Source organism: Streptomyces sp. SCSIO 75703 (genome assembly GCF_036607905.1).
In the GTDB taxonomy this organism is placed as follows: Bacteria; Actinomycetota; Actinomycetes; order Streptomycetales; family Streptomycetaceae; genus Streptomyces.
Genome location: NZ_CP144555.1, coordinates 4143196 through 4156743, shown reverse-complemented (window position 1 = coordinate 4156743; position 13548 = coordinate 4143196). Strand labels below are relative to the sequence as shown.

Genomic DNA, 13548 nt, shown 5'->3' with positions numbered 1-13548 from the left:
CGGCCGGAGGCGGGTCAGGTCTGCTCGGTGACGTCGCGGAGCCAGGGGGCGCCGGAGTCGACCCGGCTGCTCTTCTGGACGTCCCAGGAGCCGTAGCGCGGGTTGAGGTCGACGTCGAGCTTCTCGGACGCCGCGGAGAGGGCCTTCCAGAACTCCGGGCGGCTGGTGTCGGTGCCGAGGTGTTCGGCGAGCTTCTGCGCCTCCAGCTGGAGCCGCAGGTTCTCGTCGAGGCGGACCGGGGGCACGCCGTACTGCTGGAGCCAGACGGTCTCCAGCTCCTGCGCGCCGCCCGCCTGCCGCTCCAGGCCGGTGCGCATGTGCTGGACCTCCTTGCGGGACACGCTGACGCCCGCGTCCTCGGCGGCCCGGTGCAGCACCCGGTCCAGGACCATGCTGTGCAGGGTGTCGCGGGTGAGGGTGCCGGTCCTCGCCACGACCTGCTGGTACTGCTCGTCGTCCGGGACGGCGGCCCGCTGCGCCTCGCGCACCTCGCCGACCCGGCCCTCCAGCTGGGCGACGGTGATCCGCTGGTCGCCCACGACGGCCGCCGCACCGGGGTGCGCGTCGCTGCCGCAGGCGGAGAGCAAGGGGGCCGCGGCGACGAGGGCGGCGGTGAGGAGGAGCGCGGTACGACGACGGCGGTGCAAGGAGACCTCCCGTGATGAGCGCGGCAGACGGGTGCGGCCGTGGCGTCCCGGCCGGTGTGACGGTCGGGGTCCGGGCGGTCGCACGTGGTCCTTGTGAAGATCGATGGTAGGCAGTGGCCCAGCTCTGGCCAACCCATTCGACCAACGATTCACCGGCTCTTCGGGCACCGCCGCGCTCCCCGCGGCCCGGCCGGGCCGCGGAACGGTCAGCCGCGCACCTGGCCGAGCCACTGGAGCGTGCGCCGCACCTCCCCGGCGAGCGGGTGCCCGGGGCCGTGGACGCGCTCCACGTCGTGCAGGAGCCGGGCCAGCGTGTCGTGGGCGGCGGGCCGGTCGCCGAGGGCCAGCAGCAGGTGGCCGATGCGGCGGCGGACGTCGTGGGCGAGGTCGGGGTCCCCGGCCACGTACTGGTTCTCGTAGTACGGCAACAGCGCCCGGTACTCGGCGAGGGCCGCCGCCGGATCGCCCAGTTGCTCCAGGCACTGGGCGGCCTCGTAGCGGTGGCGCAGCGACTGCGGGTCGGCGCGGCCGGCCTCGGCGGCGCGTTCGTCGGCGAGCCGGCGCAGTTCGGGCAGCGCGCGCCGGTACTGGCCGTCGTCCAGCAGCGTGGCCGCGTACTGCCGGCGCAGGGTGCGCACCACCGGGGAGTTCTCGCCGTGCTCCTCGGCGGCGGTGGGCAGGATCGCGCCGAGGATGTCGACGGCCTGGGTGATGCGGCCCTCGCCGAGCAGCCGTTTGACCTCGTCGACGGCGTGGGCGACGTCCGGTCTCCGGGCCTCGGCGGGGGGCGTGACCGCAGCGGGCCGGGGCGCGGGGGTGCGTGCCCGGTCGGGCCACGGGGCGTGCGGGCGCACGAAGGGGCGGGTGGGGTCGAGCGGGCCGCCGGTCGGCACGCCCCGGGAGGGCAGGAGCAGCGCCAGGATCTCGTAGACCTCCTGGGCGGAGGCCGGGCGGTGCTGCGGGTCCTTGGCGAGCAGGCGCAGGACCAGGGCCTCCAGCGCCTCGGGCACCTCGGGGCGCAGGCGGCGCACCGGCAGCGGCGGTTCGTACAGGTGCCGGTGGAGCACGCCGAGGGCCGTCGAACCGGCGAACGGCACGTTGCCGCTGAGCAGTTCGTGCAGCAGTACGCCCAGCGCGTACAGGTCGGTGTACGGGCCGACGGCGCCGCCCATCGCCTGTTCCGGCGCCATGTAGGCGGGCGAGCCGATGGGCGTGCCGGTGTGGGTGAGGCGGGTGGTGTCCGCGTCCATCACGGAGGCGACCCCGAGGTCGAGCACGGTGACGGTGCCGTCCTGCTTGACCATCACGTTGCGCGGCTTGAGGTCGCGGTGGACGATCGGCACGGCGTGCACGGCGCTGAGCACGGCGCAGAGCTGGGCCGCGACCGCCACCGCCCACTGCCACGGGTACGGGTCGTGCTCGGCGAGGTGGTCGGAGAGGTCGGCGCCGTCGACGTACTGCATGACGAGGAAGAGTTCCTCGCCCTCGCTGCCCGCGTCGTGCACGGTGACCAGACCCGGGTGGTCGACCTGGGCGGTCACCCGGCACTCGCGCAGGAAGCGGCGGCGCAACTCCTCGGCCTCCTGGCCGGCCACCTTGTCGGGGCGGAGCAGCTTCACCGCCACGCGCCGGTCGAGCCGGCGGTCGTAGGCGGTCCACACCTGGCCCATGCCGCCCTGTCCGACGAGCGTGGACAGTTCGTAGCGGCCGGCGACGACACGTCCCGCCGTCACGGTCACCTTCCGCCCTCGTGGTCGCCGTCGTGGTTGCCGTCGTGCCGGCGCAGGTAGTCGCTCAGCTCGTCGAGTTCGGCGCGCACCTGGTCGATGCGGGCGGGGCCGGGCGGCACCGGTCCCGTCGGCGCGGCGGGGGCCTGGGGCACGACCGGGGGCGAGGGGTGCAGCGGCGCGAACGGCGGCTGCCGCACGTCGCCGTACGGTGCCTGCGGCGGCACCGGCCCGGCCGGCTGCCCCGGCGGGGGCGTGTGCGGCTGACCCTGCGGGTGCGTGTGCGGCTGACCCGGCGCCGGCCCGTACGGTCCGGGCTGCGGGCCGGGCGCCGGTCCCTGCGCCGGTCCGGGCGCGGGTCCGCCGGCCGGGCCCGGGTGGGCGCCCATCACGTGCGTCTGCCCGTAGTACGCGCCGGCGTCCGGCGCCCCCGGGGGCGCGTACCCGGCGTACTTCCACGGCTCGGCGTGCGCCCGTACGTCTCCCACCAGGAAGTACACGCTCGCCCCCGCACCGGACAGCAGCATGATCAAGAGGGCGACGTCGGTCGCCGGGTTCGTCTCCGGCAGCGAGCCGACCACGGCCAGGCACACGAAGGACACCGGAAGGGCGATCCAGGCCAGCGCCCAGTCGACCGGCCGGCCGCGCACGAACGCGATCCGGAACAGCGGCAGGCAGGCGAGCAGACCGCAGGAGAGGAAACCGGCCGCCGCGAACAACACGCGCAGGGTGATGACGGTGGCCCTCCCGGAGGAGGGCGGTCCCGCGCTGTTGCCGTACATGACTGCTCCTGGACCGGTGTCGCCGACGTGCCGAACAGACGGACGAGTCGTCCGCCGGATACGTCCGAGCGTATCGGCCGTCGTCGGGCCGCGGTCCCGGGATGTGCCGAACCGTTGCCGTACCGATCACGTCCCGGTCACCGGGCGCGTCCCGGCCGGGGCCTGACGGGGCGGTGGGCCGGCCGGGAACGGTGCTTCTCAGCCGCCCGGCGACACCGTCCCGTCCGTCAGCCCGTCGTACGTCCCGCGCACCAGCCGTTCCCCGAGCCGGCCCGCGAGCCGCAGCGTGCGCTCGAACTCGTCGAGCGCCCTGAAGCGCGCCCCGTAGGGCCGCTGCGCGTCGAGCGTGAGCCGGGGCAGGTGCAGGCGCCGCACGTCGAGGCGGGTGGCGGTGGAGGCGTAGCTGCTGGCCTGGCGGTTGTTGGCGGAGCCGCGCAGGAAGCCGGCGAGGAACCACGGGTCCAGGGCCGCCGGGTCGGGGCGCAGCAGGACGAGGTTGCGCCCGAGGGCGGCACCGGCGGTCGTGTCGTCGACGACGCGTGCGACGGAGCCGCCGCCGAGGACGGGCAGGACGACGTCCCCCGCCTCGGTCAGCACCGGTTCCTCGTCGCTCTCCGGAAGCGTGCCGGACGGCCGGTTTCCGGTCAGTACGTCGTGGTCGGTGAGGACTGGCACGCGCGCGGGGCCGCCGTTTCCGCCGGTGCGCATCACCAGGGCGCCGCCCCGGGCGAGTTCGCCGACGGTGGTCAGCGTCCAGCGGGGGGCGGACCGGGTGGGCTCGGCGGCGTCCGGGGCGAGGGCGACGGTCAGGCGCAGCGTCTCGCCGAGGCGGGCGCGGACGTCGCCGAGTTCGTCGGCTCCGCCGGCGGCGGTGGGCGGGGGCAGGTGGCGGGCGGGGGCCAGGTCGACGTCGTCGTCGAGGAGTTCGATGACGGGCAGCGAACGGGCGAGGCCGGGCCGTTCCTCCAGCCGCCCGTCCGCGTCGAAGACGCGCCAGGCGTCGAGCACCGCCTCGCGCACGGCCCGCCAGTCCGGGCCGCCGCGCCCCTCGCCGCCGAAGCGGCCCACGTCGGCGAGGAGCACCTCCGGCTGCGCGGGCGCCCGCTCGGGCCGGCGCAGCACCCACAGGTGCAGCGGGATGTTGTACGGCGGTGCCGCGCCGACCGGCAGCGCGACCACGGCCCGCAGCGCGCCCCGGCGCAGCAGGTCGGCGCGGACCCGGCGCCCGGAGCGGCGGGAGGCGGCGGCGGGCGGCATGAGCAGGACGGCCGTGCCGCCGTCGCGGAGCCGGGCGAGGGCGTGCTGCACCCAGGCCAGTTCGGATTCGGTGCGGGCCGGGAGGCCGTACTCCCAGCGGGGGTCGTAGGCGAGTTCCTCGTGTCCCCAGTTGCGCTCGTTGAACGGCGGGTGGCAGAGGACGGCGTCGGCGCGCAGGGTGGGGAAGGCGTCGGCGCGCAGGGTGTCGGCGGCGGCGCCGCGCACGGTGGCACGGGTGTGCAGGGCGAGGCGGAACCCGGTGAGCGCGGCGAGGTCGGCGGCGGTGTCCTGGAGGAACAGCTCCTGGCCGGGGTCCTCCGGGTGATCGGTGCCGCCGGGGCGACCCGGCCGCTCGGCACGCTCGGCACGGTCGGTGCGGTCGGTGCCGTCGGGGTGATCGGGGTGGTCGGGGTGACCGGCACGGCCGGTGTGTTCGGCGCGGTCGCCGCGGCGGACGGCGGCGCGGAGCAGGGCGCCGGTGCCGCAGGCGGGGTCGAGGACGGTGCGGGTGGGGCCGGCGAGCGCGGCCAGGTCGGCCATGAGGCCGGCGAGGTCGGTGGGGGTGAGCGTGTACTGGCGCGGGTTGGCGTCCAGGTGCCGGCCGAGCAGGAACTCGAAGGTCTCCCGGGCGCCCGTCTCGGCGGCCAGGTCGGCGACGCCGCGCAGGAGGGGGGCGGAGGCGAGGAGGGCGGGGGCGGTGGGGGTCCGGATAGCGGAGGGGACGGAAGGGGTGGAGGGGGTGGAGGGGGTGGAGGGAGCAGATGGGGTGGATGAGGCGGATGGGGTGGATGAGGCAGATGGGGTGAGGGAGGTGGCCGGGGTGTGTGGTGCGGCTCCGGTGGGGGGTGCGGCAGGCGGGGCCGGTGAGGCTGCCGGGGATTCCGGGATCTGCGAGGTGTGAACAGGTGAGGGCGTGTTCACAGACGTTGGCTCGGCGGAGGACGGCGGCGTGTGAACCGATGCGTCACTGTGAACTGCGGCTCCGCCGTGAAGCGGGGTCGCACTGTGAACAGCTCCGCCACTGTGAACCGAGGTGTCGCTGTGAACCGCGGTCGCGGTGTCATCTGGCGGCGTCACCGGCGGGCTGTGAACCGACCCCTTCGTGTGAACACCGGGAGCGGCGGGCTCGACGGAATCACTGTTCACACCGTCATCCGAGTTCACAGCAGCAGCGCGGTTCACAGCGGAACCGGAGTTCACACCCGCGCTCCCGCCCGTCCCGGCCTCGCCGTGAACAGCTCGGTCCGGCCGGCCCTCCCCGCCGCCCCGGCCCCCCCGGCCACCTCCGCCGCCCCCGCCACCCCGCGCCAGGCCGAAGCGCGGCGCCAATACCCCGTCCAGCGCCTCGGGCAGCATCGCGGCGAGCCGTTCGTCGGAACCGGCCGCCAGCTCCGGCCACACCGCGGGCCGGTCCTGGAGGAGCAGCAGGACGCAGCCGGCGTGCGTCAGCGCGGTGACCGGCCCCTCGGGGTGGCCGACGAGCTGCTGCCAGACCCGCTCGCGCAGCGGCACCTCGGCGAGCTTGCCGTGCCGGCGCAGCCAGCCCTCCACCTCGGCCAGGGCGAAGGAGGGGCTCGTCTCGGTGCCGCCGACGGGCTTGGGGAAGTCGCCGTGGCGGCGGCGCCAGTTGCTCACGGCGGCACGGCCCACACCGGCGAGCCGCGCGATCCCGGCGGCGGTCACCTCTGTCGCGTTGTCCTGCACCCGGCCGACTCCCCTCGTCCCATGTGTGACGCCGAGCATACCGATGGACGCGCGTTCGAAGGCTTCACGGCGTGAACTGCTCGAACCATGTGAACACGGTTGACTCGGTTCACAAGCTCTGATCTCATTGACCCCGCGAACGAGCAGCCGTCGACGGATGGCGGTTGCCACGCTGGGGAGGGGACACCGTCATGGGCACGAAGGGCAAGATCGCGCTGGGGGCCGTCGTGGGGATCGTCGTGATCGGCGCCATCTCGGCCAATGCCGGAGGCGACGACGACAAGAACACGAGCGGCAAGGACTCCTCGGCGTCCGCCGGCCCGCAGTCCGGCGGCGACGACAAGACCAAGGGCGCCGCGGACGAGTCGAAGCCGGCGAAGAAGAAGGCTGACATCAAGGGCAGCGGCGAATTCGAGGTCGGCTCGGACGTCAAGCCCGGCACCTACCGCAGCTCCGGCAACGACGGCATGTGCTACTGGGAGCGGGCCAAGGACGCCTCGGGCGAGTTGGACTCCATCCTCGCCAACGACAACGTCACCGGCACCTCCTACGTGACCGTCAAGGCCACCGACAAGATCTTCAAGTCCAACGGCTGCAAGGACTGGGAGGCCGTCGACCCCGAGGCGAAGGGTTCGCCCGCCTCGTCGATGGCCGGGAACGGCGGCATGTTCGCGGTGGGCTCCGACATCGCCCCCGGCACCTACAAGTCCTCGGGCAACAGCGACATGGGCTGCTACTGGGAGCGGTCCAAGGACGCCGGCCACTCGCTCGACTCGATCATCGCCAACAACAACGTCTCCGGCTCCGCCGTCGTGACGATCAGCGCCTCGGACGGCTACTTCAAGACCACCGGCTGTGAGGACTGGAAGAAGACCGGCTGACCCTCCGGCCCCCCGCCCGTCCCCGGCCCACGCACCACCCGCCGGGCCCGCGACACCCCGCCCCGCCCCGCGCCCCGGTTGCCACTGTCACCCCCGCGCACACCGGGCACCCCGGCACCACCCCCGGGGCCCACCGGGCACGCCACGGGGTCCGACACCAGGCACCAGGCACCGGCACCCGGCACCCGGCACCCACCTCAGGACGCCTCGCCGCGCCTCGCCCGGCACCGACACCGGCACCGGCACCGGCACCGGCACCCAAGGGCATCCGCCCCGCCCGGCGCCCCGCGCCGGCCTCGCCCCTCCCCGCCTCGCCCCACCGAACACACCCCACCAAGGAGCCCTCATGCGGCGCACCCCGCTCGTCGCCCTCTGCCTCGCGGCCACCGCCGCCCTCGCCGTCGCCGGCTGCCAGGCCGGCTCCGACGCCGGCTCCGACGCCGACGCCGCCTCCTCCGGCAAGCCCGCCCGGTCCGCGAAGCCCGGCACGTCCCCGGCGGACCCCTTCGCGGGGCTGTCGGCGGCGGAGATCGCCGACCGGGCCTTCAAGGCGACCAGGGAGGCGGGTTCGCTGCGAATGAAGGGCGACGTCCCCGACGAGGAGACCGGCGGCACGATCCGGATCGACATCGCGGTGGACCGGGACGGCCGCTGCGCGGGCACGATGAGCCTGGGCGGCGAGGGGAAGGCCGAGCTGATCCGGACCGGCGACACGCTGTACATGAAGTACGACGAGCGGTTCCTGCGGGCACAGAGCGAGGGCGAGCCCAAGGCGGACGTCGACGCGGCCGTGGCGCTCCTCGCCGGCCAGTGGACCAAGACGTCCGCCGCGGGCGAGGACGCCAAGGACATCGGGGGCCTGTGCGATCTGGAGGCGGTGCTGGGCGAGGCCGAGCCGGCCGGTTCCGACGTGACGCGGGGCGAGTCCACCAGCGTCGACGGCACGCCGGCGGTCGTCCTGCACGAGAAGGACGGCGCGGACCGCCACACGATGTACGTCGCCGCCGAGGGCAAGCCCTACGTGCTGCGCCTGGACGGCACGTCGGCGAAGGAGCCCGGCACGCTCACCTTCGGCGCGTACGACGAGCCGGTGCGGGCCGAGGCGCCCGCCGGCAAGGTCATCGACCTGGACGCGCTGGACGGCTGACCCCGTACGACGGCACCACGAGCGGAGCGGAGGGCGCGCACCCGGCACGATGACGGGGGCGCGCCCTCCGCCACGTCCTCCGCCGCGGCACGCCACGCCCTTCTCCTCGGCTCCGGCTCTCGCCGTGGCCGAGGAGAAGGCCGGGGAAGTGACGCTCAGCCGTCGTCGCCGTCGCCCCGGGGGCCGTGCCCGGCGGGAGTTCGGCGGGTCAGCCGCCGCACTGCCGCAGCATCTCGTCGCGGTCGGGAGCGGTCACGGCCATCTCGTACTTGACGGCGACCTGGGCGAAGCGGACCGCGTAGGCGCAGCGGACGCTCTTGTTGGGCGGCAGCCAGGTGGCGGGGCCGGAGTCGCCCTTGGCGGAGTTGGCGCGGCCCTCGACCGGTATGAGGTTGAGGACGTCGTTGGCGAGTTGCTTGCGCTTGCTGACGGGCCACTGCTTGGCGCCCATCTGCCAGCTGTAGGAGAGGGGGACGACGTGGTCGATCTGGACCTCGCTCGCCTTCTCCTTGCGCCAGTCGATGGTCGTCCCGGTGTACGGGTCGTCGAGGGTCATGGAGATGACCACGCAGTCGGAGCCGTCGCGGAAGCGCAGGTCCTCGCCGTCGCGCTGGAGCACGTCGTTGCGGGTGTCGCAGCCGTTGCGGGCCAGCGGGACGCCGTCGGCGGTGTCCATCCAGGCGTAGCCGAACTCGTCGCGGGCGTATCCGGTCTTGGGGCCGCGCCCCTTGGTCCTGACCTGTTCGATGATCTCGCGGGCCTTGGCCTGGTCCGCCTCGCCGGTGACCGGCGCGAGGCCGGGTTTCATCCCGTCCGGGTTGTCCAGGGGGCTGACGGACCGTCCGGCGGCCGCCTCCCCGCCACCCGCGGCGGACGGGGTCTCGTCCAGCCCCTCGCATCCGGTGACCAGGGCCAGCGCCAGGCACGCCGCCATCGCTCCGCCGACCCGGCGGAACGTTCCCGCCGCCTTGTTGTGACGCCTCGCGGGCGTCCCTCCCCTTTGTTGCATGGACACACCGTATCCAGGCAGAGGTCCAGACCATAGGGGGCCTCAACGGGCATACCGTGCATGTGGGGCGTATCGTCGGAGGCGAGTCACGTTCGGAAGGAGCTCCTGCATGGGCATCTTCGACAGGTTCAAGAGCAGCCAGGCGGCGAAGGACAAGGCCAAGCAGGCCTCCGACGCGGTCGAGAAGCAGGTCAACAAGAAGACCGGCGGCAAGTACGAGGACCAGGTCGACACCGCGCAGCAGAAGGCCGAAGAGCGGTTCGGCATGGGTCGCGAACGGGGTGGTGAAGGGTCGCGGGACGACCGGTAGTCACCGGCAGGCGGGCGCGTCCGTGACGGCGCGCACCGGCCGGGCGTCACCGGGCCGGCAGCCCCGACGGCGAAGCCGTCCGCGGAGTCGGCTCCGCGGACGGCTTCGCCGCGTGTGGGACGGTCTCGGGCCGGGTCACGAGCCCAGGATGGAGGTCAGGAACTCCCCGACCCAGCCGAGCAGTTCGCGCCCGACCAGGGGCTTGCCGCCGACCTTGGCGGTCTTGGGGCGCGGCACGAGGACCTGGTGGGCGGCGGTCTTGATGACGCTGCCCGGGTACAGCCGCTTGAGCCGCAGCTCCTGCGACTCCCGCAACTCCACGGGCGCGAAGCGGATGTTGGTGCCCTGCAGGACGATCTCCCCGACGCCGCAGGCCCGCGCGAGCATGCGCAGTCCCGCGACGAGCAGCAGGTTCTCCACCGGCTCGGGCAACGGGCCGTAGCGGTCGGCGAGTTCCTCGCGGACGGCCTTGACGTCCTCCTCGCTGTTGGCGGAGGCGATGGAGCGGTACGCCTGGAGGCGCAGCCGCTCGCCGGGGGCGTAGTCGTGCGGGACGTGGGCGTCGACGGGGAGTTCGATCTTCACCTCGAGCGGCGGCTCCTCCTCGGCACCGCCTTCCAGGGAGGCCCGGTAGTCGGCGACGGCCTCGCCGACCATCCGTACGTACAGGTCGAAGCCGACGCCGGCGATGTGGCCGGACTGCTCCCCGCCCAGCAGGTTGCCCGCGCCGCGGATCTCCAGGTCCTTCATGGCCACGTACATGCCCGCGCCCATCTCGGTGTGCTGGGCGATGGTGGCGAGCCGTTCGTGGGCGGTCTCGGTGAGCGGCTTCTCCGGCGGGTACAGGAAGTAGGCGTAGCCGCGTTCGCGTCCCCGGCCGACCCGGCCGCGCAACTGGTGGAGCTGGCTGAGGCCGAAGTTGTCGCCGCGTTCGACGATGAGGGTGTTGGCGTTGGAGATGTCGATGCCGGACTCGACGATGGTGGTCGAGACGAGGACGTCGTACTTCTTCTCCCAGAAGTCGACGACGACCTGTTCCAGGGTCTGTTCCGACATCTGGCCGTGGGCGGTGGCGATACGGGCCTCGGGGACGATCTCGCGGAGCCGGGCCGCCGCGCGGTCGATGGACTCGACACGGTTGTGGATGTAGAAGACCTGGCCCTCGCGCAGGAGTTCGCGGCGGACGGCGGCGCCGATCTGCTTCTGGTCGTAGGGGCCGACGAAGGTCAGCACCGGGTGCCGTTCCTCGGGCGGGGTGGTGATGGTGGACATCTCGCGGATGCCGGTGACCGCCATCTCCAGGGTGCGCGGGATGGGGGTCGCGGACATGGTGAGGACGTCGACGTTGGCGCGCAGCTTCTTGAGCTGTTCCTTGTGCTCGACGCCGAAGCGCTGCTCCTCGTCGACGATGACCAGGCCCAGGTCCTTGAACGTGGTCTCGGAGGAGAAGAGGCGGTGGGTGCCGATGACGACGTCCACGGAGCCCTCGCGGAGCCCTTCCAGGACGGCCTTGGCCTCGGTGTCGGTCTGGAAGCGGGAGAGCGCCCGGACCTTCACCGGGAACTGGGCGTACCGCTCGCTGAACGTCCCGAAGTGCTGCTGCACGAGCAGCGTGGTGGGGACGAGGACGGCGACCTGCTTGCCGTCCTGGACGGCCTTGAAGGCGGCCCGCACGGCGATCTCGGTCTTGCCGTAGCCGACGTCGCCGCAGATCAGGCGGTCCATGGGGACCGTCTTCTCCATGTCGTCCTTGACCTCGGCGATGGTGGTGAGCTGGTCCGGGGTCTCCGCGTAGGGGAAGGCGTCCTCCAGCTCGCGCTGCCAGGGGGTGTCCGCGCCGAAGGGGTGCCCGGGAGCGGCCATCCGGGCGCTGTAGAGCTTGATCAGGTCGGCGGCGATCTCCTTGACCGCCTTCTTGGCGCGGGCCTTGGTCTTGGTCCAGTCGGCGCCGCCGAGGCGGTGCAGGGTGGGGGCCTCGCCGCCGACGTACTTGGTGATCTGCTCCAGTTGGTCGGTGGGGATGTAGAGGCGGTCGCCGGGCTGTCCGCGCTTGGCGGGGGCGTACTCGACGACGAGGTACTCGCGGGTGGCGCCCTGGACGGTGCGCTGCACCATCTCGATGTAGCGGCCGACGCCGTGCTGCTCGTGGACGATGTAGTCGCCGGACTCCAGGGTCAGCGGGTCGATCGTCTTGCGGCGCCGGGCGGGCATCCGGGCGCCGTCGCGGCCGGCGCTGCGCTGCCCGGACAGGTCGGTCTCGGTGAGCACGGCGAGCCGGAGTCCGGCGTCGACGAAGCCGTGCTCGATCGAGCCGCAGGAGACGTGCACGACGGAGGGGCCCAGCGTGGTGAGGTCGGCGTCCAGCCGCGCGGCGATGCCCTCGCCGCCGAGCACCTCGACGGTGCGGGAGGCCGGCCCGTGGCCCTCGGTGACGTAGACCGCGCGCCAGCCGTCGGCGAGCCAGCCCTTGGTGTCGGCGAGGGCCTTGGCGGTGTCGCCGCGGTAGGTGTCGGGGGCGTGCATGCCGAGTTGGAGGGTGTCGGCCTCCTCCAGCGCGTCGTCGGCGGCGAAGGGGGACGACGACCACCACATCATGTCCAGCTCGCGGGCCCGGTCGCGGACGTCGGCGAGGGACCACAGGGAGGCCGCGCCGACGTCGACGGGGGCCTCGCCGCCGCCCGCGGTGGCGGCCCAGGACGCCTGCAGGAACTCCTGCGAGGTCGCCACCAGGTCGGCGGCGCGGGTGCGGACCCGCTCCGGGTCGCAGACGACGGCCATGGAGCCCTCGGGCAACACGTCGAGCAGCAGTTCCATGTCGTCGACGAGGACCGGGGCGAGGGATTCCATGCCCTCGACGGCGATGCCCTCGGCGATCTTGCCGAGGAGTTCGCCCAGTTCGGGGTGGCGTTCGGCGAGGACGCGGGCGCGTTCGCGGACCTGGTCGGTGAGCAGCAGTTCGCGGCAGGGCGGGGCCCACAGCCCGTGGTCGGCGACCTCCAGGGAGCGCTGGTCGGCGACCTCCAGGGAGCGCTGGTCGGCGACCTTGAAGTAGCGGATCTCCTCGACGTCGTCGCCCCAGAACTCGATGCGCAGGGGGTGTTCCTCGGTGGGCGGGAACACGTCGAGGATGCCGCCGCGCACGGCGAACTCGCCGCGCTTCTCCACCAGCTCCACCCGGGAGTACGCGGCGGCGGCGAGGGCGTCGACGATCTCTTCGAGGTCGGCGGCGGCCCCGGCCGTGAGCGTCACCGGCTCCAGGTCGCCGAGGCCCTTGACCTGCGGCTGGAGTACGGAGCGGACGGGGGCGACGACGACGGAGACGGGGCCGGTCTCGGGGTCGTCGGTCCGGGGGTGGGCGAGGCGGCGCAGGACGGCGAGGCGGCGGCCGACGGTGTCGCTGCGGGGGCTGAGGCGCTCGTGCGGGAGGGTCTCCCAGGAGGGGTACTCCACGACGCCCTCGGGCGGCAGCAGGGAGCGCAGGGCGGCGGCGAGGTCCTCCGCCTCCCGGCCGGTCGCCGTCACGGCGAGCACGGTACGGCCCGACTCGCGGGCCAGCGCGGCGACCGAGAAGGCGCGGGCCGCGGGGGGCCCGACCAGGTCGACGTGCATGCGGTTGCCGTCCGAGGCGGCCGTGATCGCTTCCGCGAGGGCGGGGTCCTTGACGACGGCGTCGAGCAGACCGTGCAGGCTCATGAAGGGGGCGCTTCCGTGGGTGGACAACACGACGGGCCCGACACGCGGGGCGGGCCGGGGGTGTCCAGCGTACGACCCCGGCGGACGGTTCACCCGGGAGAACGGCCCGGGGCGGCCCCGCGCCCGCCCCGGGCGGCCGGGCGCGGCAAGGGCTGCGGGGGTCCGCGGTGAGCCCGGTCACGGGGCTCCGCCCGCCCAGCGGGCACCGGGCGGGCGAAGCGTACGCGGGCGGACGCGGGCGGACGTGTACGAGGCGCGCCGGTCACTCGCGGCCCGCGCGCCCCGGCCCGTACCGCACACCCCGCGCACCCGGAATCGGTACGCGTGCCCCGCGCCCGCACACCCGGCGCGCGGTCCCCCGCCCCGTACCGCACGCGCCGGCACCGCCGCG

9 protein-coding genes are annotated in these 13548 nt (G+C 74.1%); 3 read left to right on the top strand and 6 right to left on the bottom strand.

Annotated features, from left to right (window positions below; all coding sequences use genetic code 11):
• Window positions 1-14: 14 nt before the first annotated feature.
• The 4 genes from VM636_RS18300 to VM636_RS18285 form a co-directional block, all read right to left on the bottom strand.
• Window positions 15-647, bottom strand: a complete 633-nt coding sequence (locus tag VM636_RS18300; RefSeq protein WP_030422177.1) for a SurA N-terminal domain-containing protein — start codon at window positions 645-647, stop codon at window positions 15-17.
• A 206-nt stretch (window positions 648-853) separates the two neighbouring features.
• The gene (locus tag VM636_RS18295) at window positions 854-2344 is read right to left on the bottom strand and encodes a serine/threonine-protein kinase (RefSeq protein WP_267882424.1); all 1491 of its coding nucleotides are present in this window, start codon (window positions 2342-2344) and stop codon (window positions 854-856) included.
• A 38-nt stretch (window positions 2345-2382) separates the two neighbouring features.
• Complete coding sequence (locus tag VM636_RS18290) at window positions 2383-3156, bottom strand: hypothetical protein (RefSeq protein WP_338485167.1); 774 nt, start codon at window positions 3154-3156, stop codon at window positions 2383-2385.
• A 198-nt stretch (window positions 3157-3354) separates the two neighbouring features.
• The gene (locus VM636_RS18285) at window positions 3355-6117 is read right to left on the bottom strand and encodes an N-6 DNA methylase (protein ID WP_338485166.1); all 2763 of its coding nucleotides are present in this window, start codon (window positions 6115-6117) and stop codon (window positions 3355-3357) included.
• Window positions 6118-6308: 191 nt separating this feature from the next.
• Between VM636_RS18285 and VM636_RS18280 the strand changes: the two genes are divergently transcribed.
• Both VM636_RS18280 and VM636_RS18275 read left to right on the top strand, forming a co-directional pair.
• Window positions 6309-6998, top strand: coding sequence for a hypothetical protein (locus VM636_RS18280; protein WP_030419580.1), 690 nt, complete (start codon window positions 6309-6311; stop codon window positions 6996-6998).
• Window positions 6999-7344: 346 nt separating this feature from the next.
• Window positions 7345-8145 carry a hypothetical protein gene (locus tag VM636_RS18275; RefSeq protein ID WP_338485165.1) on the top strand — a complete coding sequence of 267 codons (801 nt, stop codon included), beginning with the start codon at window positions 7345-7347 and terminating at the stop codon, window positions 8143-8145.
• 208 nt (window positions 8146-8353) lie between these two features.
• Here the strand turns inward: VM636_RS18275 and VM636_RS18270 are convergent, their stop codons facing one another.
• Window positions 8354-9079, bottom strand: coding sequence for an HNH endonuclease family protein (locus tag VM636_RS18270; protein WP_030419582.1), 726 nt, complete (start codon window positions 9077-9079; stop codon window positions 8354-8356).
• Window positions 9080-9263: 184 nt separating this feature from the next.
• Between VM636_RS18270 and VM636_RS18265 the strand changes: the two genes are divergently transcribed.
• On the top strand, window positions 9264-9464 hold the full coding sequence (locus VM636_RS18265) for an antitoxin (protein ID WP_030419583.1): 201 nt from the start codon (window positions 9264-9266) through the stop codon (window positions 9462-9464).
• A 135-nt stretch (window positions 9465-9599) separates the two neighbouring features.
• On the opposite strand, the gene mfd is transcribed toward VM636_RS18265, so the two are convergent.
• Complete coding sequence (gene mfd, locus VM636_RS18260; RefSeq protein ID WP_338485164.1) at window positions 9600-13157, bottom strand: transcription-repair coupling factor; 3558 nt, start codon at window positions 13155-13157, stop codon at window positions 9600-9602.
• Between the last annotated feature and the right edge of the window lie 391 nt (window positions 13158-13548).